The sequence below is a fragment of the Microbacterium galbinum genome, assembly GCF_023091225.1.
Taxonomy (GTDB): Bacteria; Actinomycetota; Actinomycetes; order Actinomycetales; family Microbacteriaceae; genus Microbacterium; species Microbacterium galbinum.
This window is the reverse complement of the sequence record NZ_JAHWXM010000001.1, coordinates 1,256,558-1,279,113: the sequence shown is the minus strand read 5'-3', so window position 1 is coordinate 1,279,113 and position 22,556 is coordinate 1,256,558. Positions and strand designations below refer to the sequence as shown.

Annotated in this window: 18 protein-coding genes; 12 read left to right on the top strand and 6 right to left on the bottom strand. The window is 68.7% G+C overall.

All coding sequences use genetic code 11. The annotated features are described in order from the left end of the window. Positions 1-31: 31 nt before the first annotated feature. Entirely contained in the window at positions 32-1,288 is a 1,257-nt protein-coding gene (locus tag KZC52_RS06195) for an ABC transporter substrate-binding protein (RefSeq protein ID WP_247623177.1), read from the top strand. Positions 1,289-1,440: 152 nt separating this feature from the next. On the opposite strand, the gene KZC52_RS06190 is transcribed toward KZC52_RS06195, so the two are convergent. The 4 genes from KZC52_RS06190 to KZC52_RS06175 are packed head-to-tail and all read right to left on the bottom strand — an operon-like array spanning position 1,441 to position 5,426. Next, positions 1,441-2,178, bottom strand: coding sequence for an ABC transporter ATP-binding protein (locus tag KZC52_RS06190; RefSeq protein ID WP_247623176.1), 738 nt, complete (start codon positions 2,176-2,178; stop codon positions 1,441-1,443). Beyond that, entirely contained in the window at positions 2,175-3,191 is a 1,017-nt protein-coding gene (locus KZC52_RS06185) for an ABC transporter ATP-binding protein (protein ID WP_372491560.1), read from the bottom strand. Before KZC52_RS06185 ends, KZC52_RS06190 begins: the two co-directional genes overlap by 4 nt. Further along, positions 3,181-4,158 carry a branched-chain amino acid ABC transporter permease gene (locus KZC52_RS06180; RefSeq protein WP_247623175.1) on the bottom strand — a complete coding sequence of 326 codons (978 nt, stop codon included), beginning with the start codon at positions 4,156-4,158 and terminating at the stop codon, positions 3,181-3,183. Before KZC52_RS06180 ends, KZC52_RS06185 begins: the two co-directional genes overlap by 11 nt. 5 nt (positions 4,159-4,163) lie before the next feature. Then, positions 4,164-5,426, bottom strand: a complete 1,263-nt coding sequence (locus KZC52_RS06175) for a branched-chain amino acid ABC transporter permease (RefSeq protein WP_372491580.1) — start codon at positions 5,424-5,426, stop codon at positions 4,164-4,166. Between the two features lie 366 nt (positions 5,427-5,792). Between KZC52_RS06175 and guaB the strand changes: the two genes are divergently transcribed. The 8 genes from guaB to KZC52_RS06135 all read left to right on the top strand — a co-directional run bounded on the left by guaB (position 5,793) and on the right by KZC52_RS06135 (position 14,004). Continuing rightward, positions 5,793-7,295 (top strand): IMP dehydrogenase, encoded by a 1,503-nt coding sequence (gene guaB / locus KZC52_RS06170; protein ID WP_247623174.1) that lies wholly within the window; start codon positions 5,793-5,795, stop codon positions 7,293-7,295. Between the two features lie 200 nt (positions 7,296-7,495). Continuing rightward, positions 7,496-8,539, top strand: a complete 1,044-nt coding sequence (locus KZC52_RS06165) for a response regulator (protein ID WP_247623173.1) — start codon at positions 7,496-7,498, stop codon at positions 8,537-8,539. Position 8,540: 1 nt separating this feature from the next. Then, complete coding sequence (locus KZC52_RS06160) at positions 8,541-9,527, top strand: ATP-grasp domain-containing protein (RefSeq protein WP_247623172.1); 987 nt, start codon at positions 8,541-8,543, stop codon at positions 9,525-9,527. Beyond that, positions 9,524-10,237 (top strand): PHP domain-containing protein, encoded by a 714-nt coding sequence (locus KZC52_RS06155; RefSeq protein ID WP_247623171.1) that lies wholly within the window; start codon positions 9,524-9,526, stop codon positions 10,235-10,237. Before KZC52_RS06160 ends, KZC52_RS06155 begins: the two co-directional genes overlap by 4 nt. Further along, positions 10,234-11,724 carry a glycosyltransferase family 2 protein gene (locus KZC52_RS06150; protein ID WP_247623170.1) on the top strand — a complete coding sequence of 497 codons (1,491 nt, stop codon included), beginning with the start codon at positions 10,234-10,236 and terminating at the stop codon, positions 11,722-11,724. The genes KZC52_RS06155 and KZC52_RS06150 overlap by 4 nt, the downstream gene beginning before the upstream one ends. Next, a complete protein-coding gene (locus tag KZC52_RS06145; RefSeq protein ID WP_247623169.1) occupies positions 11,721-11,864 on the top strand; it encodes a hypothetical protein in 144 nt (47 codons plus the stop codon). Before KZC52_RS06150 ends, KZC52_RS06145 begins: the two co-directional genes overlap by 4 nt. Next, the gene (locus tag KZC52_RS06140; RefSeq protein ID WP_247623168.1) at positions 11,861-12,208 is read left to right on the top strand and encodes a response regulator; all 348 of its coding nucleotides are present in this window, start codon (positions 11,861-11,863) and stop codon (positions 12,206-12,208) included. The genes KZC52_RS06145 and KZC52_RS06140 overlap by 4 nt, the downstream gene beginning before the upstream one ends. Then, the gene (locus tag KZC52_RS06135; RefSeq protein WP_247623167.1) at positions 12,205-14,004 is read left to right on the top strand and encodes a sensor histidine kinase; all 1,800 of its coding nucleotides are present in this window, start codon (positions 12,205-12,207) and stop codon (positions 14,002-14,004) included. The genes KZC52_RS06140 and KZC52_RS06135 overlap by 4 nt, the downstream gene beginning before the upstream one ends. 63 nt (positions 14,005-14,067) lie before the next feature. On the opposite strand, the gene KZC52_RS06130 is transcribed toward KZC52_RS06135, so the two are convergent. After that, entirely contained in the window at positions 14,068-15,198 is a 1,131-nt protein-coding gene (locus KZC52_RS06130) for an FAD-dependent oxidoreductase (RefSeq protein ID WP_247623166.1), read from the bottom strand. A gap of 38 nt (positions 15,199-15,236) precedes the next feature. Between KZC52_RS06130 and KZC52_RS06125 the strand changes: the two genes are divergently transcribed. The 3 genes from KZC52_RS06125 to KZC52_RS06115 all read left to right on the top strand — a co-directional run bounded on the left by KZC52_RS06125 (position 15,237) and on the right by KZC52_RS06115 (position 21,626). Continuing rightward, positions 15,237-16,352, top strand: coding sequence for a GuaB3 family IMP dehydrogenase-related protein (locus tag KZC52_RS06125; protein ID WP_247624720.1), 1,116 nt, complete (start codon positions 15,237-15,239; stop codon positions 16,350-16,352). A 59-nt stretch (positions 16,353-16,411) separates the two neighbouring features. Next, a complete protein-coding gene (locus tag KZC52_RS06120; RefSeq protein ID WP_247624719.1) occupies positions 16,412-17,164 on the top strand; it encodes an SURF1 family protein in 753 nt (250 codons plus the stop codon). A gap of 199 nt (positions 17,165-17,363) precedes the next feature. Continuing rightward, positions 17,364-21,626: an ExeM/NucH family extracellular endonuclease gene (locus KZC52_RS06115; protein WP_247623165.1), complete on the top strand. Its 4,263-nt coding sequence runs from the start codon at positions 17,364-17,366 to the stop codon at positions 21,624-21,626. 80 nt (positions 21,627-21,706) lie between these two features. Here the strand turns inward: KZC52_RS06115 and KZC52_RS06110 are convergent, their stop codons facing one another. Next, positions 21,707-22,513, bottom strand: coding sequence for a DeoR/GlpR family DNA-binding transcription regulator (locus KZC52_RS06110; protein WP_247623164.1), 807 nt, complete (start codon positions 22,511-22,513; stop codon positions 21,707-21,709). Between the last annotated feature and the right edge of the window lie 43 nt (positions 22,514-22,556).

The following is a 22,556-nucleotide window of genomic DNA, read 5'->3' as shown; positions in this document are numbered from 1 at the left end:
ACGTCCACTCTCAGTTACGCAAGGGAGCATTATGAAGGCACTGAAGGGTTCGCGCACCGCGAAGATCTTCGCAGGCATTGCGCTTGTCAGCGCGTCTGCCCTCGTCATCGCGGGTTGCAGCAGCACCCCGTCCGATGACTCGTCCGACGGCGGCGCGCCCGCCACCGATCTCACCCTCAAGCTCGGCTCGCTGCTGCCGAAGACGGGGTCGCTGGCATTCCTGGGACCGCCCATGGAGTCCGGTGTCGGACTCGCGGTCGAGGAGGTCAACGCGGCGGAGGCCGGCATCACCATCGACCTCACCGCCGAGGACGAGGGCGACACCGACACCAAGGCGTACGAGACGTCGATCGAGAAGCTGCGCAACGCTGACGTCAGTGCGATCGTCGGTGCGGCCGCCTCCGGTGTCTCGAAGCTGGTGCTCGACGGAAACGTGAGCGCGGGGATCCTCCAGATCTCGGCGTCGAACACGTCCCCCGACTTCACCGCCTGGGAGGACGACGGACTCTACTTCCGCACCGCCCCCAGCGACCTGCTGCAGGGCGAGGTGCTCGGCAACCTGATCGCCGAGGACGGCGCCAAGACGCTCGGCATCATCTACCAGAACGACGCCTACGGCACCGGCCTGAACGACGCGCTCACCACGACGTTCGAGGGCACCGGCGGCGAGGTCGTCGAGTCGGTCTCGTTCAACGTCGGCGATGCGCAGTTCGATGCGCAGGTCGAGTCGATCAAGGCCCAGAACCCGGACGCCGTCGCGATCGTGTCGTTCGAGCAGTTCAAGACCATCGCGCCGCTGCTGGTGAACGCCGGCATCTCGGCCGACAAGTTCTACATGGTCGACGGCAACCTGTCCGACTACGGCGACGAGATCTCGGTCTCGCTCGAGGGCGCGCAGGGCACGAAGGCGGGTCCTGCACTCGAGGACGACTTCACGGATCGCCTGCAGGCGTCGTGGACGGCTGCCGGCAACCCCGAGGTGAAGGACTTCACCTACGCGGCCGAGGCCTACGACGCCGTGATCCTGGTGGCGCTCGCGTCGCTCGCGGCCGGTTCGACCGAGGGCGCCGACATCGCGGCCAAGATGCAGGAGATCTCGGGCGGTTCGGGCGACGGTGAGAAGTGCACCAGCTTCGCCGAGTGCGCCAAGATCATCACCGACGGCGGCACGGCCGACTACGACGGCTACTCCGGCGACGTGACGTTCGACGAGAACGGCGACCCGCAGGGCGCCACCATCGGCATCTACAAGTACGTCGCGGGCAACACCATCGAGCGCACCAACTGATCGAATCGATGAGTTGATCGACCGATCACTCGGAAGGCCCCGGATGCTCGCATCCGGGGCCTTCCTCGTGCGGGCAGGTAGCCATGACTGCACCGCCGTGCGGCATGCGAAAGGGGCGGGATGCCGAAGCATCCCGCCCCTCGTCGAAGCGCTCAGGCGACGTCGTCGGCGAGCGTCCCGAGGTACAGTCCGATGACCTTGGGGTCGCTCAACAGCTCGCGCCCGGTGCCTTCGTACGCGTCCTTGCCCTGGTCGAGCACGTAACCGCGGTCGCAGATCTGCAGGCAACGGCGAGCGTTCTGCTCGACCATGATCGTCGTCACACCCGCCTTGTTGATGTCCGAGACGCGGATGAACGCGTCGTCCTGACGCACGGGGGAGAGGCCGGCCGAGGGCTCGTCGAGCAGCAGCACCGACGGGTCCATCATGAGCGCCCGCGACATCGCGACCATCTGCCGCTCACCGCCCGAGAGCGACCCGGCGCGCTGCTTGAGACGCTTACCCAGCTCGGCGAAGATGCCGGTGACGAACTCGAGGCGCTCCGCGTAGATCTTGGGGTTCTGGTAGAGCCCCATCTGCAGGTTCTCCTCGATCGACAGCGAAGGGAAGACGTTGTTCGTCTGCGGCACGAAGGCCACCCCGCGCTTGACGAGCTTGTCGGCCTTGAGGCCCACGATGCTCTCGCCGTTCAGCGTGATCTCTCCACCGCGCACGTTGACGAGGCCGAACATCGCCTTGAGCAGCGTCGATTTGCCGGCGCCGTTCGGGCCGATGATGCCGATCAGCTCGCCCTGACGCGCGACGAGATTCGCCCCGTTGAGGATGTTCACGCCGGGAAGGTAGCCCGCGTGGACGTCCGTGAGTTCGACGACCACCTTGTCTTCGCTCATGCGTTGTCCTTCGTGTCGGAGTCGACGGGATCCGTCGCCTCGAGCTCTGCCTCTGCCTCGGCCTCGATCTGTTCGCGGATGCGCGCAGCCTCGGCGTCGGCGACGACCGGAATGCGACCGGTGACGGCACCGAGGTCGACGTCCTGGTGGGCGCCGAGGTACGCGTCGATGACCGCGGGGTCGTCCATCACCTGGTCGGGCGGACCTTCGGCGACGACGCGGCCCTCGGCCATGACGACGACCCAGTCGGCGATGTGGCGCACCATGTGCATGTCGTGCTCGACGAAGAGCACGGTCATGCCCTGATCCTTGAGGTCGAGGATGTGGTCGAGCAGCGACTGGGTGAGGGCCGGGTTCACGCCGGCCATCGGCTCGTCGAGCATCACCAGCGTCGGGTCGCTCATGAGCGCCCGGGCCATCTCGAGGAGCTTGCGCTGACCGCCCGAGAGCGCGGCGGCGAAGTCCTTCTCCTTGGCGTCGAGCTTGAAGCGCGCGAGCAGCTCACGCGCCTTGCCCTCGATCTCGGTGTCCTGCGCGCGCCAGAGGAAGGGGAACAGGCTCGACCAGAAGCCCTCTCCGCGCTGCCCGGTGGCTCCGAGCTTCATGTTCTCGAGGACCGTGAGCAGCGACAGCGACTTCGTGAGCTGGAACGTGCGCACCTGACCCATGCGGGCCACCTTGAACGACGGGATGCCCGACAGGTTCTTGCCGTCGAACGACCAGGTGCCGCTGTTGGGCCTGTCGAAACCGCAGAGCAGGTTGAAGAGGGTGGTCTTGCCCGCGCCGTTCGGTCCGATGAGCGCCGTGATGGCGCCGCGGGGGATCTCGAGGTGCTCGACGTCGACGGCGGTCATGCCGCCGAATCGCCGCTGCACCGCGTCGACAACGAGGATCGGGTCGACCTTGGCGACGCCGGGCTTGACCTCGCCCTTCGTCAGACCGGTGGTCTTCGGACGCTTGATGCTTCCCGTCGCCGGCGCGGCGGCCGGCTCGGGGGTCAGTTCACTTGACAAAGGTCATCTCCCTCTTGTCTCCGAGGATGCCCTGCGGGCGGAAGATCACGAGCAGCATGAGTGCGACGCCGACGACGATGTAGACGACGGTCGCCGCCTGCTTGTCGGTCATCGGCAGCAGGCCGGCGTTCGCCAGCTGCGGCAGGAGGCTCGCGAGGAACGCGTTGACCACCCAGAACAGGACCGCTCCGAGCGTCGGGCCGAACACGGTGGCCGCGCCGCCGAGCAGGAGGATCGTCCAGAGGAAGAACGTCAGCGACGTCGAGTAGCTGCCGGGGACGACCGCCGACGGGAGGACGAAGACGATTCCGCCTGCCGCGCCGAGCACACCGCCGACGACCAGCGCCTGCATCTTGTAGGCGAAGACGTTCTTGCCGAGCGAACGCACGGCGTCCTCGTCCTCGCGGATGCCCTTGAGCACGCGCCCCCAGGGGCTGCGCATCAGCGCCCAGACGAGGAGCACGGCGAGGGCGAGCACGATGAGCCCGAACACGCGGTTCCACAGGTCGTTGGCCGTGTACGTCCACGGGCCGAACCCGTAGGTTCCCGGGGGGAACGGGTTCGCATCGCGGAAGCCGCCGTTGTACTGCGCGAGGCCGTCGGCGGAGTTCGTGAACTCGTCGAAGACCTGCGTGGTGAAGAGCAGGCGCACGATCTCGCCGGCCGCGATCGTGGCGATGGCCAGGTAGTCGGCGCGCAGACGCAGGGTCGGGATGCCGAGGAGCACGGCGAAGAGCGCGCCACCGAGCAGGCCGATGAGCATGCCCACGAACCACGGCAGCCCGAACGAGAGCACGGAGATCGCGTAGCCGTAGCCGCCGATGGCCATGAAGGCCGCCATGCCGAAGTTGAGCAGTCCGGCGTAGCCGAAGTGCACGGCGAGGCCCGTGGCGGCCAGCGCGTATGCCAGCGTGATGGGGCTGAAGAGGTAAGCGGCCGTGTTGGTGAAGATGGATCCGAAGTCCATGATGATCAGCCCAACCTTTCCTTGCGGCCGAGCAGGCCCTGCGGTCTGACGAGAAGGATCACGATGAGGATGACCAGGGCGCTCGCGTACTTCAGGTCGGAGGGGATCCAGAGGGTCGACACTTCGACGGCCATACCCACGATGAGCGAGCCGACGAGCGCGCCGAAGGCGGTGCCGAGACCGCCGAGCGTGATCGCGGCGAAGATGAGCAGCAGCATCTGCATGCCCATGTTCCAGGTCACTCCGGGGCGGAAGTAGCCCCAGAGCACGCCCGAGATCGCGGCGAGCGTTCCGGCGAGGATCCAGACGTACCGGACGACCCGGTCGACATCGATGCCGGATGCGGCGGCGAGCTGCGGGTTGTCTGAGATCGCCCGCGTGGCCTTACCGACCCGAGTGCGAGTGAGGAAGAACGCCACCCCGATGATCACGACGATGCTGACGCCCATCGCGATCATGTCGATGTACGACAAGGAGATGGGTCCGAGCCGGATGGGCTCGGGGCTCGCGCCCGGGAGCTGGTAGGTGCCGCCACCGATCATGTACTGGAAGAGGTAGCGGAGCGCGAGCGAGAGGCCGATGCTGACGATCATCAGCTGCACGACTCCCAGCCCGCGACGCCGCAACGGACGCCAGAGACCGGCATCCATGGCCCAGCCCAGCAGACCGCCGGCGATCACGGCCGCGGCGATGCCGAGCCACGGAGGAAGCATCCAGAGGGAGGTCGTCACGACTCCGACGAGCCCGCCCCAGGTGACCATCTCGGCGTGTGCGAAGTTCGACAGTCGCGTCGTGCCGTAGATGAGCGCCGCGCCCATCGACGCGAGTGCGAGGAGCAGGCCGAAGTTCAGGCCGCCCACGAGTCGCGACGCCAGCTGGTCGATGAAGCTGACGGTGATGCGCTCGCCCTCGCCGAGGAAGAGGTTGAGGATCTTGGTTCCGGTGAGACCGAACTCCACCTCGAACGATGCCGTCGTGCCGGAGATCGGCTGCGTGCCCTCGGGGAGGAGCGACGCGTCGACGATCACACCGTCGGGGAGCGTCTCCTCGTTCACCGTGATCGTGTACGTCTCCTTCTCGGGCACGTACAGGCGCCACTTGCCCTCGGCATCCGTCTCGGTCTCACCCTCGAAGCCGCTGCCGGAGACCGAGAGCTCGACGCCCTCGACCGGCTCGTCGTCGAAGGTGATGACCCCGCCGAAGTAGAAGTCGGTGACCTCTTGACCGTCGTCTGTCGTCTCTGCCGAGGCGGCGAGCGGCGGCTGCATGAGGATCGCGCCGAGTGCGAGCAGCACTCCGATGAACGCGACCAGCCACGGCTTCTTCCGGTGGACGGCGATTGTTGTGGATCCCACGCAACCTCCAGGGTGAGTGCACCTTCGCACAGACTTCGACCGTCTCGGGTTGGACGACGCACTTGACTGTAGTGGGCGATCTGCGTTTCGCCTACACCTTTAATCTGATCGAAATGAGAGCGGTACCAATACACCGGTGGGCCGATCGGGGTCGTCACGGTGCCCGGCTCCGGGAATGTTCTCGGCCGCTCTCCGCTTAGAATCTTCATACGGTTTCCCGGCCGGATCCGGCCGGCCCCACGAACTCGGCGTCGCGCGACACGCGCAGGAGGAGCATCCATGGAACAGCACGATCCCTTCGGTTTCGTCGGACTGACGTACGATGACGTCCTGCTGCTTCCCGGGCACACGGATGTCATCCCCAGCGAGGCCGACACCTCCTCGCGAGTGACACGTCGCATCTCGGTCGCCACTCCTCTTCTCTCCAGCGCGATGGACACCGTCACCGAGGCGCGCATGGCGATCGCGATGGCGCGCGAGGGCGGCATCGGCATCCTGCACCGCAACCTGTCGATCGCCGATCAGGCGTCGCAGGTCGACCGCGTCAAGCGCAGCGAGTCGGGCATGATCACCGACCCGATCACCACGACCCCCGACGCGACCGTCGAAGAGGTCGACGCGCTGTGCGCCCAGTACCGCATCTCGGGCCTGCCCGTCGTCGACGGCGACGGCCGTCTGGTCGGCATCATCACGAACCGCGACATGCGCTTCGTCTCGGGCTTCGAGCGCCAGTCGACCCTCGTGAAGGACGTCATGACGTCGGAGGGGCTCGTCACCGCATCCGTCGGCGTGGCCGCCGGCGAGGTCATCGCCCTCTTCGCGAAGCACCGCGTCGAGAAGCTCCCCCTGATCGACGCCGACGGCAAGCTCGCCGGACTCATCACGATCAAGGACTTCGACAAGAGCGAGAAGTACCCCCTCGCCACCAAGGACGACCAGGGTCGCCTGCGCGTCGGTGCGGCGATCGGCTTCTTCGGCGACGCGTGGGAGCGCGCCGAGGCGCTGCGCGACGCCGGTGTCGACGTGCTCGTCGTCGACACCGCCAACGGCCAGTCGCAGGGTGTCATCGATCTCGTCAAGCGCCTCAAGGCCGACGAGTCCTTCGCGCACATCGACATCATCGGAGGCAATGTCGCGACCCGCGAGGGTGCACAGGCGCTCGTCGACGCGGGAGTCGACGCGGTCAAGGTCGGCGTCGGCCCCGGCTCCATCTGCACCACCCGCGTCGTCGCCGGCGTCGGTGTGCCGCAGGTGACCGCCGTGTACGAAGCCTCCCTCGCCGCCCGCCCCGCGGGCGTGCCGGTGATCGCCGACGGCGGGCTGCAGTACTCGGGCGACATCGCCAAGGCGCTCGTCGCCGGTGCGGATGCCGTGATGCTCGGATCGCTCCTCGCCGGCACGGACGAGTCTCCGGGCGAGATCGTCTTCCAGTCCGGGAAGCAGTTCAAGCAGTACCGCGGGATGGGTTCGCTCGGTGCCATGCAGACGCGTGGCAAGCAGACCTCCTACTCCAAGGACCGCTACTTCCAGGCGGACGTCCCCAGCGACGACAAGCTCATCCCCGAGGGCATCGAGGGGCAGGTCCCGTACCGCGGACCGCTCGGCGCCGTCGCATACCAGCTCGTCGGCGGTCTCCGTCAGTCGATGTTCTACGTCGGCGCCCGCACGATCGAAGAGCTCAAGACTCGCGGAAAGTTCGTGCGCATCACCTCGGCCGGGCTCAAGGAGTCGCACCCGCACGACGTGCAGATCGTCGTGGAGGCGCCCAACTACAAGAAGTGATCCGCTCGCGCGGATGAGGGGAGGGACGGATGCCGCGGCATCCGTCCCTCGTTCTCTGCGTGGCGTCGCGCGCCGTCAGGCGAAGGGCGTGTGCCACAATCGTGAGGAACCTGCTCGCCCTTTCCCGCGTGCTTCCGGTGGCGAACGCACCGGTGGTATACCGCCCCCAACGGTCGGGAATCTCCCCAAGGAGAGCCGAATTGTCCGTAGATGCCATCCGCGTCCTCGTCGTCGATGACGACCAGGACGTCTCCCTGCTCGTGAAGACGGTGCTCGAGCGACGGGCCGGGTGCGTGGTCGACCTCGCCCCCGACGGTCTCGTCGCGGTCGAGAAGGTCGCCGAGATCCGCCCCGACGTCGTCATCACCGACATCGAGATGCCCGGATTGAACGGACTCGAGCTGTTGGCGGAGTTGCGTCGCAAGGTGCCGGCGGTGCCCGTCGTCGTCATGACCGCCCACGTCTCGGTGGAGTACGCGGTCTCGGCGCTCCGCGCCCAGGCCGACGAGTTCCTGACCAAGCCGCTCGACAACGCGCGTCTCGTCGAAGTCGTGCGCAACCTCGCCGAGGAAGGCCGCCGCCGTCGCGAGGAAGGACGCCGCAAGGAGATCGTGCTCGCGGTCGGAGCCCATCCCGACGACGTCGAGATCGGCGTCGGGGGAGTGCTCGCGGCGCACGCCGCCGCGGGCGACGAGATCACCATCCTCACCCTGTCGCGAGGCGCGCGCGGAGGCGATGCCAACAGCCGTCAGAACGAATCGCTGGCCGCCGCCGAGCTGATCGGCGCCCGCCTGTTCCTCAAGGACCTGGTCGACACGGAGATCTCCGGTGGCGGGTCGACCGTGCGTCTGATCGAAGAGGTCGTCGAGCAGATCCAGCCCACGATCGTCTACACGCACTCCGCGCACGACCGTCATCAGGATCACCGCGCCGTGAACGAGGCGACCACGGTCGCCACCCGCCGCGTCGGCACGGTCGCCTGCTACCAGAGCCCCTCGTCGACGATCGACTTCCGGCCCACGCGTTTCGTGCGCATCGACGGCTTCGTCGACCAGAAGCTGCGCCTGCTCGACTGCTTCGGATCGCAGACCGCGAGCCGCGCCTACCTCGAGCCGGAGTTCGTGCGGGCGACCGCTCGGTACTGGTCGCGCTTCGGTGGCGGCGTGGCGGTGGAGCCGCTCGAGATCGTCCGCGAGACGGCGGCCTTCGTCGGCGCTCATGAGCTCACCCGACAGGAGGGCTGACATGGCCCGCGTCCTCGTGACCGGAGCCGGAGGACCCGCCGGCGTCGCCGTCATCCGCTCGCTGCTGCGCCGACCGGAGCTGACGGTCTTCGCAGCCGACATGGACGGCTGGGCGGCAGGTCTCTATCTCGTGCCCGCCGAGCAGCGGCGTCTGGTGCCGCCGGGCAAGGCCGACGACTTCGTGCCGGCTCTCGCGCAGTTGGTGGTCGACGATCGCCTCGACCTCGTGATCTCGACCGTCGACGTCGAACTCATCACGCTCGCCCGCCGACGCGAGGAACTCGCCCCCGCCGTCCTCGCCGCGCCCTCGGCCGACACCCTCGACACCGCGCTCGACAAGCTGCTGCTCGCCGAGCGGTGCGCCCCCACCGGACGCGCACCGCGCACCGTGCTGGCCGGTCCCGACGCGCTCGCGATCGAGTGGGAGTTCCCCGTCTTCGCCAAGCCCCGCCAGGGGGCGGGGAGCCGCGGCATCCGCCTGGTGCCCGATCGGGCGGCGCTCGACGCGCTCCCGCTCGACGAGGGACTGATCGTGCAGGACTTCCTGCCCGGTGAGGAGTACTCGGTCGACGTCATCGCCGATGCCGCGGGGAGGGTCGTCGCCGCGGTGCCGCGCACCCGCGCGCGTGTCGACTCCGGCGTCGCGATCGCCGGGCGCACCGTGCACGATCCCGAGCTCGAGGAGACCGCCGCCGAGATCGCCCGGGCGATCGGGCTGGTGGGTGTCGCCAACGTGCAACTGCGCCGCGACCGCACCGGAGCCGCCGTGCTGCTCGAGGTCAACCCGCGATTCCCCGGCGCGCTGCCGCTCACGATCGCGGCGGGCGTCGACATCCCCTCGCTCGTGGTCGACCTGTTCCTGGGGGCCGAACTGCCCGAGCGGCTTCCGTTCCGGGAGCTCGCCTCGGTGCGCTTCCTCGAGGACATCGTGGTCGAGATCGATGACGTGCTCGTCTCGGAGCACGCCGGTCACCAGGAGGAAGCGTGAGCATCGGCATCCTCCGCGGCGATCACCACGTCCACTCCACCTTCTCCGACGACGCCGTCTCGACTCCCGAGGAGAACGTCGCGGCCGCCGTCGTCGCGGGCCTCGAGACCCTTCGCATCGTCGACCACGTGCGCCGCGACACCACCTGGGTGCCCGAGTACGTCTCCGCGATCGCGGCCCTGCGCGTGCCCGAGGGGCTGACCGTGCTCACGGGGGTCGAGGCCAAGATCCTCGACACCGCGGGCACTCTCGACATCCCCGAGCTGCCGGCGGGGATCGATCGCATCCTGATCGCCGACCATCAGTTCCCCGGGGTCGACGGGCCCCTCGGCCCGACCGCCGTGCGCGAGCGCATCGCCGACGGCTGGGCGACGACGGACGTGCTCGACGACTTCGTCGCCGGAGTCATCGCCGCGATGGAACGCCATCCGGGCAACCAGCTCGCTCACTGCTTCTCGCTGCTGCCGAAGATCGGTCTCGCCGAGAGCGACCTGGGCGAGGAGCGCCTCGCGGCGTGGGCGCAAGCCGCCGCCCGAACGGGCACGCTCGTCGAGGTCAACGAGAAGTGGGGATGCCCCGAGCCCGCGTCGCTGGCCGCGCTCCGCGCCGCGGGTGCGGAGCTGGTGGCCTCCACCGACAGCCATGACGCCCGTGACGTGGGCCGGTACGCTCGCGTGCGCGACCTGCTCGGAGCGGAGGCGCTGCCGTGATCGACCAGCTCGAATGGTGGCAGACGGCGATCGTCATCGTGCTCATCCTCTGCATCCTCGTCGGCACGCTGCCCGTCATCAACACGGGGCTGCAGTTCCTCTCGCTGCCGATGCACGCGTTCCGCAACCACTACGGGAAGGCGGCCCCGCATCACCCGAACGTCGCGGTGATCATCCCCGCGTGGAACGAGGGGCTCGTGATCGGGCCCGCGATCGAACGCCTGCTGCAGCTGCAGTACCCGGAGGAGCGGCTCCGGATCTTCGTCGTGGACGACGCGTCCACCGACGACACCCCTGACATCGTGCGGGCCAAGGCGGCGCAGCACCCGGGACGCGTGGAGCACCTGCGGCGCGAGGTCGGCGGCCAGGGCAAGGCCCACACCCTGAACCACGGACTCGACATCGCCCTCGCCGACCCGTGGACCGAAGCCGTGCTGATCATGGACGCCGACGTCATCTTCGCCCGCGACGCACTGCGCAAGCTCACCCGGCACCTCGCCGACGACAAGGTCGGCGCGGTGACCGCGTACATCGCCGAGGGCAGCCGCGATCGCAACTACCTCACCCGGTTCATCGGGGTCGAGTACATCATCGGTCAGCTCTCCGCCCGACGCACCCAGAACGTGCTCGGGGCGATCGCGTGCCTCGCGGGTGGGGCGCAGCTCCATTCGCGGGCGAACCTCGAGGCGATCGGCGGACGGATCCCGACCGGCACCCTCGCCGAGGACACCATGACCACCTTCGAGGGCCAGTTGAAGGGGCGGCGGGCGGTGTTCGAGCCCTACGCCGTCGTGCTGGCCGAGGAACCGCGCACGATCGACGCACTCTGGAAACAGCGTCTGCGGTGGGCGCGCGGCAACGTGCAGCTGACGTCGATCTACAAGCACCTGTGGTTCCGACCGAACCCCGACCACCAGCTGGGCAGCTTCTCGTTCGGGCTCGCATGGTTCACCATCCTGCTGCTGCCGGCCTTCATGCTGGTCGCGGCGACCGCGCTCGTGATCCTGCTGATCTTCCACAGCGACATCGCGGAGTTCGTCTTCCGGTTCATGTGGATCGCGGCCGCGTGCATCTATCTGTTCTCGATGCTCTATGCCGTGCAACTCGACGGGCGCATCGGGCGGCACTCCTGGCGCGAGGCCATCATGTTCCCGGGCCTCGGCGCGCTCATCCTCATGGCCATCGCGCTGTTCCCCTGGGCGTTCGAAGACGCCGTGCTCGCCCTCGGCGGGTCGCTGAACGACGACACCCTCTTCGTCTGGGCCCTCGTCTTCTACCTCTGGGGCCCGATCTCGATGCTGGGCGTCTGGCTCGCCCGGGCCGTCGAGAAGCTGCCGGGCGGGCGGTTCTTCGCCGGCCTCCTGCTCTACATCTGCGGATACGGCTCGTTGCTGTGCGCCATCACCGTGGATTCCTACATCAAGGAGTGGCGTCGCGCCGACGCCTCTTGGATCAAGACCGAGAAGGTCGGACGGGTCGACTCATGACCGAGATGCCCACACCCCAGGCCGAGGCCGAGGAGATCGAGCAGGACGCACGCTCCGAGAAGCGGCTGATCTGGCAGGCTCTCGCCGCTATCGCCGTCGTCGTCGTGGTGGTCGTCGTCCGCGAGATGTTCCTCCGATGAGCGCACGCCCGTTGGCCCTCGTGGTCGAGGACGACCTCGACCAGATGTCGCTGCTGCGTCGTCATCTCGACCGCGAGGGCTTCGACGTGTTCTCCGCCGGTGACGCCGAGTCGGCGATCTCGGCCTTCCCGCACATCGACCCCTCGCTCGCGGTGCTCGATCTGCTGCTCCCGGGTATCTCCGGCACCGAGTGCGCGCGCCTGGTGCGGGAGACGTTCCCGCGGTGCTTCCTCGTGATCAGCTCCGTGCTCGACGTGACGTCGTACCCGACGGCGGATGCCGCGCTCCCGAAGCCCGTGCGCGGGGCAGCCCTGCGCCGGGCCGTCGCAGGAGTCGACCGATGAATCGTTACGAGTCCTTGGGCACGGCGGCCGCCCCCGCTCCCGTGCAGCGCGGGTGGCAGCGGTACTTCGACGACCCCACACCGCTCATGAAGCAGGGGCCCACGGCCATCGCCGTCGGCGTCGCAGGGCTGCTCGTGATCGTGGTGCCCGGTATCCAGGCCACGAATCCGGCGGCGGCGATCGTCGGTATCGCTCTGGTGGGGCTCGTCACCGCGCTCGCCGCGGTCCTCGCGGCACGGGGCGTTCACGACGGCTGGATCGTGCTCCTCATCCCCGCGGTGGACATCCTGGCCATCGGAGTGCTGCGTGTCGGCACAGGTGGAACCGCGTCGCTGTTCTCGTCGTTCGTCCTGCTCCCGGTGATCTGGCTCGCCGCCTCACCGGGGTTGCGTCCGGTCTTCCTGATCGGGGTCCTGACGTCGATCGCTTTCCTGATGCCGATCGCGCTCGACTCGGCAGCCGGCGAGCTCGCCTGGCTCCGCGGCGTGATCAGCCCCCTCGTCTTCGCGGTGGCCGGGGCGATCGTCAACGAGCTCTCACGTCTCCAGCGTCTGCGCACCGCTCAAGCGGAGGCGCTCGTCGTCGAGCGCACGGCGGCGCTCTCGGACAACCTCTCGATGGTCCAGCAGCTCCAGGCCAGCGAGAAGCAGTACCAGTTCCTCCTGGAGTCGTTCAGCAGCCTGTGGAGCTCGATCACCGCCCAGGCGGTCATCGCCACCGACCGCAAGGGTGTCGTGATCGCCTGGAACCCCGGGGCGGAGCGCCTCATCGGTCTGTCCGTGGACGAGGCGCTCGATGATGTGACCGTCGATCGCTTCTTCGATCCCTCGGCACTCGGCCTCTTCGCCGATCCCGCGACTCCCCGGTCGCTCGACGACCCGACCGGGATGCGCGCCCTGCTCGACGAAGTCGACGCGGGCCGCACGGTCGAAGCCGATGTCGACATGACCACCGCCGGCGGATCGAGCGTGCCCGTGCGTCTCACGCTGTCGCTGTACCAGGGGACGGATGGCGCACAGCGCGGCTATCTGCTCGTCATCACGGACGAGACCAAGGCCGTCGAGGTCGCACGCCTCAAGGACGAGTTCGTCGGCATGATCTCGCATGAACTGCGCACGCCGTTGAGCGCGATCATCGGGTTCCTCGACCTGCTGCAGAACGATCCGGAACAACCGTTGACCGCTGACCAGCAGGACTTCGTGGCCGTGATCGAGCGGAACGCCAAACGTCTTCTGAACCTCGTCGGCGACCTGCTCTTCACCGCGCAGGCGGAGTCCGGCCGATTCCCGCTCGAGAAGGCGGAAACCGACCTCTCCGCTCTCGTGCGATCCGCCGTCGAGTCGTCCGGGCCGAACGCTCAGAAGAACGGTGTGGAGCTCCTCTCCGACATCCCGGCGGAACCCATCCGTCTCCTCGTCGACGCCGGCAGAATCGGTCAGGCGATCGACAATCTCCTGTCGAACGCGATCAAGTTCACGCCGAGCGGCGGACGCGTCACCGCACGCCTGGAGATGCGCGAGGGCGAAGCTCGCATCTGCATCGAGGACACCGGTTTCGGGATCCCGGAGGAAGAGCAGGGGATGCTGTTCACTCGCTTCTTCCGCGCCTCGACGGCGACCCGGAACGCGGTGCCCGGGGTGGGGCTCGGGCTGACGATCACTCGCGCCATCGTTCAGGCGCACGGCGGGACCATGAGCATGAGCAGCGAGGTGGGGAAGGGGACCGAGTTCTGGTTCACTCTTCCGGTCGAGCTGCGCACGGAAGCGCTGCGTCTCGAGGGCCTGCGCAACGTCTGACATCCCGGTGAGGGGTCACGACTCGCCGCGTGCGGATGCCGTCCTGCGGCGTGTTCCGACCTCTCAGCTCACGTGGGGGAGCCGAAACGGCTCGGCGGCGCGCGCCGACTCGTCGAGCGCGAGATCCGCGAGCGTCGCCCCGATCCCGGTCGCGAACTTGAACCCGTGGCCCGAGAAGCCCGCTCCGACGACGATCCGGCCGCGTCGGTCGAGGACGAACGCGCCGTCGTCGGTCGAGGTGTACGTGCAGCTGATCGGCACCGCGCTCGCCGCGTCGAGTCCCGGCATCCACTCGCGCACGTAGCCGGCGAGAGTGTCGAGATGCGTGGGGACGTGCGGGCGGGCGTCGGGGTCGACCTCGTCGCCCACACGGTGGAAGCCGACCTTCACGCCCTCCCCGGGAGTGGGCATGCCGTAGACGGTCGCGGGGTACTCCTCCGGATCGACGTAGTGGTTGAACGACGGCCAGCCGGCGTCATCGACCGGCGCGAAGTGCGCGGGCGTCTCCTCGGTGACCGTGAGGCGGGGGAGTCCGAGCTCTCCGACCAGGTTCCGGCTCCAGGCACCGACCGTGACCACCACGGTCTCGGCGCGCAGGTGCGAGCCGTCGGCGAGAGCGATGTCGATGCCCTCCCCGCGGTCGTCGATCGCGGCGACCGGCGTGCTCCATCGCACGTCGCCGCCCGCGGCGAGGATCCGGCGCTCGAACTCGATCAGGGCAGCGGATGCTCGCACGACGCCGGCGTCGGGCGACCACAGCGCGTCGTCGTCGAAGCGCATGCCGGCCCAGCGGCGGGTCGCCTCGCCTGCGGAGAGCACCTCGGCCGGGATGCCGCGCGCGGCCAGGCGCTCGTGGATCCGCCGCAGGTCGACATCACCGTGCGTGACGAGGCCGTGCAGCCGTAACAGGGGAGTCCCGCCGACGTCACCGAGCGAGTCCCACCCCTCCCGCGCACGCACGAGGAGGTCGAGGTAGTGATCCTCGTCGTAGGCGTTGTTGAAGTTGCGCGTGGCTCCGTGCGACGCCCCCTCGCGGTGGCCGCGGGCGAACCGCTCCAGCACGACGGGACGCTTCCCGCGTCGTGCGAGTTCCCAGGCGGTGGCGAGTCCCATGACCCCGCCGCCCACGATGACGACCGCTGCGGCATCCGCTCCCATGCATCCTCCCGATGTCGCTCCCAGTCTCCCAGCCATCGACCGCCTCCGCGCCCGGGTAGTCTGGAGTGGTGACCATGGAGATCGAGCTCGGCCGAGGAAAGCGCGCGCGTCGCGCGTACACGTTCGATGACATCGCGGTGGTGCCCTCGCGGCGCACGCGCAACCCGGAGGACGTGTCGACCGCCTGGACGATCGACGCCTTCGGCTTCGGGATCCCCGTGCTGGGGGCGCCGATGGATTCCGTCGTGAGCCCGCAGACGGCGATCATGCTCGGGCAGCTCGGCGGCCTCGGCGTGCTCGACCTCGAGGGCCTCTGGACCCGGTACGAGAACCCCGAGCCGCTGCTCGCCGAGATCGCCGGCCTCAGCGACTCCCAGGCGACCGTGCGCATGCAGCAGCTGTACTCGGAGCCGATCAAGCCCGCGCTCATCACGCAGCGTCTCGCCGAGATCCGCGAGGCGGGCGTCACCGTCGCCGGCTCGCTCACGCCGCAGCGCACCCAGGAGTTCTACGACACGGTCGCCGCGGCCGGGGTCGACCTGTTCGTGATCCGTGGCACCACGGTGTCGGCGGAGCACGTCTCGAGCGACATCGAGCCCCTCAACCTCAAGAAGTTCATCTACGACCTCGACGTGCCCGTGATCGTCGGCGGCGCAGCCACCTACACGGCCGCGCTGCACCTCATGCGCACGGGCGCGGCCGGTGTGCTGGTCGGCTTCGGCGGGGGAGCGGCGTCGACCACGCGCGCGACCCTCGGCATCCACGCGCCGATGGCGACCGCCGTCTCCGACGTCGCGGCGGCGCGTCGCGACTACCTCGACGAGTCGGGCGGACGCTACGTGCACGTCATCGCCGACGGCGGCGTGGGCACCTCCGGCGACATCGTGAAGGCGCTGGCGATGGGGGCGGATGCCGTCATGCTCGGCGTCGCGCTGGCCCGCGCCACCGATGCGCCCGGTCACGGCTACCACTGGGGCCCCGAGGCCCACCACCCGAAGCTGCCGCGCGGTCGTCGCGTGCAGGTCGGAGGGATCGGCACGCTCGAGGAGATCCTGTACGGCCCCGCTCCCGTGGCCGACGGCACCGCGAACCTCATCGGCGCGCTGCGCAAGTCCATGGCGACCACCGGATACTCCGACCTCAAGGAGTTCCAGCGGGTCGAGGTCGTCCTCGCCCCGTACGAAGCCTGATCCTCCGTATCGCCGCCGTGTCGTCCGCCCCGCTGTTCCCGCCGACCCTCCGTGAGGTGATGCTGCGCGGGCGATGGATCGGCATGCTGCTGTTCTGCCTGCTGGTGGCCGGCGTGTTCGCCTGGCTCGGCCAGTGGCAGCTCGAACGTGCGATCGAGACCGACCCGCCCGAGCCGGGCGCGACGGAGCAGGTGCAACAGCTCGATGAGGTCGTGGAACCGGGGCAGTACCTTCCCGAGCCGCTCGTCGGTCAGCGGGTCGAGACCTCGGGCACCTGGGTGCCCGGCGACTTCCTCGTCGTCTCGCAGCGCTACAACGACGGCGTCGAGGGCTACTGGGTGACCGGTCAGCTGCGCGTCGCCGAGCGCACCTCGATCGCCGTCGCGATCGGATGGGCACCCGACCGCGAGAGCGCGGACGCGGCGATCGACGAACTGAACGCCGATGACGGCGGCACCGTCGAGATCGCCGGCCGCATCATCTCCGACGAGGGACCGGTCCCGCCGCCGCACGACGAACCCGACCGGATGAACCGGATGTCGACGGCCGCACTGCTCAGCTTCTGGCACGACACCGACCAGCTCGACGTGTATCGGCCGTATCTCGCCGCGATCGAGGCATCCGCCGGGCTCGTCGACATCGATTCGCCGGCGCCGAACGAGATGTCGCCGGTCAACTGGCTCAACGTGTTCTACGCCGTCGAGTGGGCGATCTTCGCGGGCTTCGCCTTCTACCTCTGGTACCGCCTGGCGAAGGACGCGTGGGAGCGCGAGGTCGAGGAATTCGAGGACGCCGCCGCGGCGTCCGCCTGACACGCGCACCCCGGGAATGCGGCCGTGCGCGGCCGGTGAGCAGTCGGTGACCAAACGGCGAACACCATTGAGGATGTCGGACCCTCTCCGTAGGGTCGAAGACATGCGCGCGTCCGGACACACGCTCCGGGCGCTCGCACGACAGGCCCCACAAGGGCCCGACGTCACCGAAATCCACAATGTCGAGGAGACCGTTCGCATGTCAGCCCCCCACGACGACGCCCGCACGGGAGTCGATTCGTCAGAATTCCGGAAGCGGGGGCGCACCGGCGCTCTCGCTCTGACCACCGCCGTCGCGCTGACCTTCGGGTCGCTCGCCGCGGCCCCCGCTTTCGCCGAGGAGCCCGTCGATGCCCCCGCATCGTCGAGCACCGAGACCGAGGCTCCGGCGACCCCCGCGCCGGACGACACCGCATCCCCCGCACCGGAGGAGGCCCCGTCGACGCAGCCGGACGCCGAGGACGAGGCGGACGACGCGGCAGCGGCGCCCGCGCCCGCGCCCGAAGAAGCACCGGCGGCCCCCGCGGAGGATGCCGCGGTCGCGAGCACGCCGGCCACCCACACGATCGCCGAGGTGCAGGGCACCGGCGACGTCTCTCCCGTGAACGGTCAGACCGTCACCGTCGAGGGCATCGTCACCGCCGATTATCGGACCGGCGGCTACAAGGGCATCGTGATCCAGACGCAGGGCTCCGGCGGCGCCGAGGACGCGACGCCCGGCGCCTCCGACGGCGTGTTCGTCTTCTTGAACGCCCTCGCTCCGACTCTCGAGATCGGCGACCTCGTCTCGGTCACCGGGCGGGTGAGCGAGTACTTCGGCCAGACCCAGATCTCGCCCACGGCTCTCGCGGGTGTCGAGGTCGTCACGGCCGATGCCGGTCTGCCCGAGGTCACCCCTCTCCCCGACACCGTCGTGGGCGCCGACCGCGAGCAGTACGAGAACATGCTCGTCGCCCCGGCCGGTACCTATCGTCTCGCGTCGAGCCACCAGCTCTACAACTTCGGCACGCTGTGGCTGAACGCCGGGGAAGACCTCAACGTCAAGAGCACCGAGACGACGCGTCCGGGTGATGATGCAGCCGCGATCGCGGCCGCCAACCGGGCGAACCGCATCCTGCTCGACGACGCGTGGTCTCTGCAGGTCAACAACAACAACCACCCGGGTCAGCAGCCGTACTTCACGACCGACCAGGTCGTGCGCACGGGTGACGTCGTCGACTTCAGCGACGCCGGCTACATCCTGCAGTGGGGCTTCGACGACTGGCGGCTGCAGCCGACCGTGCCGATCGACGACTCCTCGCCCGCCGAGCTCAAGGTCGGCTTCGAGCAGACCAACCCGCGCCCCGAGACCGCTCCGGACGTGGGCGGCGACGTGCAGGTCGGGTCGTTCAACGTCTTCAACTACTTCACGACATTGAAGAGCGAGAACCCCGACGCCCGCGGCGCGGCGAATGCGGAGCAGTTCGCGATCCAGAAGTCCAAGATCGTCGCGGCGATCAACGGACTCGACGCCGACATCGTCTCGCTCATGGAGATCGAGAACTCGGTCAAGCTCGGCAAGCCGATCGACACGGCGCTCGCCGACCTCGTCGACGGGCTCAACGACGCGGCGGGCGGCGAGGTGTGGGCGTTCGTGCCGACGCCCGACGCCCTGAACGACGCGGCGACGACCGACTACATCACCAACGCGATCATCTACAAGAAGGATGCCGTCTCACCGGTCGGCGACAGTGCGACCGTGACCGACGAGTCGGTGGGGGGCAATGCCCGTGAGCCGATCGCGCAGGCGTTCGACATCGACGGACGGGTCGTGACGGTCGTTGCGAACCACCTCAAGTCGAAGTCCCCGCCCACCGGCGCGGGTGCCGAGCCGGCCGACGGTCAGGGTTTCTTCAACGCCGACCGCGTGGCGCAGGCCGAGGCGATCCTCGACTTCGCCGGCGACCTCGAGCAGTCGACCGGGAGCAGCGACCTGCTGCTGATCGGCGACTTCAACGCCTACGGCAAGGAAGACCCGATCGACGTGTTCACGTCGGCGGGCTGGAGCGATCTCGTCGCCGACAAGACCGACGGACAGTACACGTACTCGTTCGACGGCGAGCTGGGTTCGCTCGACCACGTGATCGCGTCGCCGTCGCTCGCCTCCTCGATCACCGGAGCCGGCGTGTGGGGCATCAACTCGCCCGAGTGGAGCGACCGCGGCTACGCGTTCGGAGCCACCGAGGCGGGTACGCCCTATCGGTCGAGCGACCACGACCCGATCATCGTCGGTGTTTCCTCGGAGATCCCGCCGGTGAGCATCGACGTCGTCACGGTGAACGACTTCCACGGACGCATCGAGGCCGACGGCGCCGCCGCCGGTGCCGCTGTGCTCGCAGGAGCCGTGCAGCAGTTCCGTTCCGAGAACCCGAACACGATCTTCGCGGGAGCGGGAGACCTGATCGGTGCATCGACGTTCACCTCGTTCATCAACGACGACAACCCCACCATCGACGCGCTCAACGCGGCCGGTCTGGATGTGAGCTCGGCGGGCAACCACGAGTTCGACCAGGGCTGGGAGGACCTGCGCGATCGCGTGCAGGACCGCGCGGACTGGGAGTACATCGCGTCGAACGTGTTCGTGACCGAGACCGGCGAGCCCGCTCTGGCCCCCGCCTGGGTCAAGGAGCTCGACGGCGTCAAGGTCGGCTTCATCGGAGCCGTCACCGAGGATCTCGACTCGCTGGTCTCCCCGGAGGGGATCGCCGACCTCGAGGTGCGCAGCATCGCCGACTCCGTGAACGCGGTGGCCGACGATCTGCGCGACGGCGACGAATCCAACGGCGAGGCCGACGTCATCATCCTGCTCGTGCACGAGGGCGCCGAGAGCACCGATGTCGCGGCGGTCACGCCCGACTCGCCGCTCGGTGAGATCGTCTACGGCGTGGACGCCGATGTCGATGCGATCGTCTCGGCTCACACCCACCTCGCCTACAACCACGTCATCGACGGCCGCCCGGTCGTCTCGGCAGGGCAGTACGGCGAGAACCTGGGTCTGATGAACATCCAGGTCGACCCGACCACGAAGGACCTGATCTCGATCACCAACGAGATCAAGCCCCTCACCGCCAACGGACAGCCGCTCTACCCGGCAGTGCCCGAGGTCGCCGAGATCGTCGCGAAGGCGAAGGCCGAGGCCGACGTGCTCGGTGCGGTCGAGGTCGGGCAGATCACGGCGGACTTCAACCGGGCGCGTCAGGCGAACGGTTCGGAGAACCGCGGTGGCGAGTCGACGATCGGCAACTTCGTCGCCGATGTGCAGAAGTGGTCGACGGATGCCGACATCGCCCTGATGAACCCCGGCGGTCTGCGCGCGAACCTCGCGTACGCGTCGAGCGGGGCATCCGATGCCGACGGCAACGTCACCTATCGAGAGGCGGCGAACGTGCAACCGTTCGCCAACACGCTCGTGACGCTCACCCTGACGGGGGAGCAGCTCAAGGGCGTGCTCGAAGAGCAGTGGCAGCCTGCGGGGGCGGCGCGTCCGTTCCTGAAGCTCGGCGTCTCGGAGGGGCTCGTCTACACGTACGACCCCACGGCGGCGCAGGGAGCGCGGATCACCTCGATCACGCTCGACGGAACCCCGATCGACCCGGCGGCCGAGTACACCGTCGCGGCGAACTCGTTCCTCGCGGCGGGCGGCGACAACTTCGTCACCTTCCGAGAGGGCACCGGCAAGCGCGACACCGGCAAGATCGATCTGCAGTCGATGGTCGACTGGTTCGACGCGAACGGCACCGCGACGCCCGATCAGGCGCAGCGGGCCGTCGGCGTCACGGTCAGCCCGGCGGATGCCGACGGGTACAGCGCGGGCGATCAGGTGACCGTCGCGCTGTCGTCGCTCGCGTTCAGCGCGGGAGAGCCGGCACCGGGCGAGGTGACGCTCTCGCTGGGCGACACCCAGCTCGCCGCGGGTGCGATCGACCCGGCGATCGTCGACACGACCGACGAGGCCGGACGTGCGACGCTCACCTTCACCGTCCCCGCGGGAGCGACGGGTGAGCAGGCGCTCACGGTGTCGGTCCCGGCGACGGGCACGACGGTGCAGGTGCCGTTCACGATCACGGGTGAGGCGGAGTTCGCCGGCACGATCGACCTGGGCTCCTCGAAGGTGACGGCAGGCAAGAAGCTGCAGATCACCGGTGAGGGTTACGCGCCGGGCGAGACGGTGACTGTGCAGCTGCGACCGAAGAAGGGCGCGCCAATCGAGGTCGGCACGATCCAGGTCGCCGGCGACGGCTCGTTCGACGGCTCGGTGACGGTTCCGAAGAACACCAAGGCCGGCGATTACACCGTCGCGGTGTCGCAGTCGGACGGAGACGAGGCCACGGCATCCGTCACCGTCAAGAAGGCGAGCACGATCGGCGGGATCATCGGCGGCATCATCGATTGGATCCTCGATCTGATCGGCGGATGGTGGTGACCCCACCCCGCTGATCGAAGCGGAGGCCGCCGGGAGCGATCCCGGCGGCCTCCGTCGTCGTTCAGGTCGCTGTCAGGTCGTCAGGGGACGAGAACCTGCACGTCGGCCTGCGCGAGGGCTGCGGCGATGTGCGGGGGCGGCGGGGCATCCGTGATCAGGTAGTCGGCCCGGTCGAGCTGCGCGATCTGCGCGAAGAACCGGCGCCCGATCTTCGAGGAGTCCGCCAGGATCGCGGTGCGCTCGGCGCGCTGCATCATCTCGGACATCATCGCGGCGTCGCCGAGGTTCGAGGCCGAATACCCGCCCTCGTCGACGGCCCCGACGCCGATCAGCGCGAGGTCGCAGCGGATGTCGACCTCCGGGCCGCCGGGCGTCATCGTGAACGTCACGGGTCCGGTCGTCGCCTGGGTGATCGAGCGCACCGCACCGCCGAACACGTACAGGTCGCGGAACGCGGTGGGGGCGAGCTCGGCGGGAATCCGCAGGTTGTTCGTCGCGATCGTCAGATCCTGATGATTGCGAAGCGCGCGAGCGACCGCCAACGTCGTCGTTCCGGCGTTCAGCATCACCACCGAGCCGTCCTCGATCAGACCGGCGGCGAGGCGAGCGATGCGCTCCTTCTCCTCGGTCTGTACGCGCATGCGCACGTCGAGGGCGCGGTCCTTGAGCGGCCCGGTCGCGGAACTCACGGCACCGCCGTGGGTGCGCACGAGCACGCCTTCGCGGTCGAGTTGATCGAGATCGCGGCGGATCGTGTCGATCGAGACGCCGAAATGCTCGGCGAGATCGCCGACCGTGACCTGCCCCGTCTGCTCGACGTAGCTGGCGAGATCGGCCTTCCTGCCCGCGGGGAGGCGACGACGATGTGCCGGTGCGGATGTTTCCATGCAGACATCTCTAGCACACGAAAGCGACGAACACCGCAGACTT

Bases quoted from the DNA above. Each gene is read 5' to 3' on its own strand.
- guaB (WP_247623174.1), top strand. From the start codon at position 5,793: ATGGAACAGCACGATCCCTTCGGTTTCGTCGGACTGACGTACGATGAC.
- KZC52_RS06140 (WP_247623168.1), top strand. From the start codon at position 11,861: ATGAGCGCACGCCCGTTGGCCCTCGTGGTCGAGGACGACCTCGACCAG.
- KZC52_RS06115 (WP_247623165.1), top strand. From the start codon at position 17,364: ATGTCAGCCCCCCACGACGACGCCCGCACGGGAGTCGATTCGTCAGAA.
- KZC52_RS06190 (WP_247623176.1), bottom strand. From the start codon at position 2,178: ATGAGCGAAGACAAGGTGGTCGTCGAACTCACGGACGTCCACGCGGGC.
- KZC52_RS06160 (WP_247623172.1), top strand. From the start codon at position 8,541: ATGGCCCGCGTCCTCGTGACCGGAGCCGGAGGACCCGCCGGCGTCGCC.
- KZC52_RS06175 (WP_372491580.1), bottom strand. From the start codon at position 5,426: ATGCAGCCGCCGCTCGCCGCCTCGGCAGAGACGACAGACGACGGTCAA.
- KZC52_RS06125 (WP_247624720.1), top strand. From the start codon at position 15,237: ATGGAGATCGAGCTCGGCCGAGGAAAGCGCGCGCGTCGCGCGTACACG.
- KZC52_RS06145 (WP_247623169.1), top strand. From the start codon at position 11,721: ATGACCGAGATGCCCACACCCCAGGCCGAGGCCGAGGAGATCGAGCAG.
- KZC52_RS06110 (WP_247623164.1), bottom strand. From the start codon at position 22,513: ATGGAAACATCCGCACCGGCACATCGTCGTCGCCTCCCCGCGGGCAGG.
- KZC52_RS06130 (WP_247623166.1), bottom strand. From the start codon at position 15,198: ATGGCTGGGAGACTGGGAGCGACATCGGGAGGATGCATGGGAGCGGAT.
- KZC52_RS06135 (WP_247623167.1), top strand. From the start codon at position 12,205: ATGAATCGTTACGAGTCCTTGGGCACGGCGGCCGCCCCCGCTCCCGTG.
- KZC52_RS06195 (WP_247623177.1), top strand. From the start codon at position 32: ATGAAGGCACTGAAGGGTTCGCGCACCGCGAAGATCTTCGCAGGCATT.
- KZC52_RS06180 (WP_247623175.1), bottom strand. From the start codon at position 4,158: ATGGACTTCGGATCCATCTTCACCAACACGGCCGCTTACCTCTTCAGC.
- KZC52_RS06120 (WP_247624719.1), top strand. From the start codon at position 16,412: ATGCTGCGCGGGCGATGGATCGGCATGCTGCTGTTCTGCCTGCTGGTG.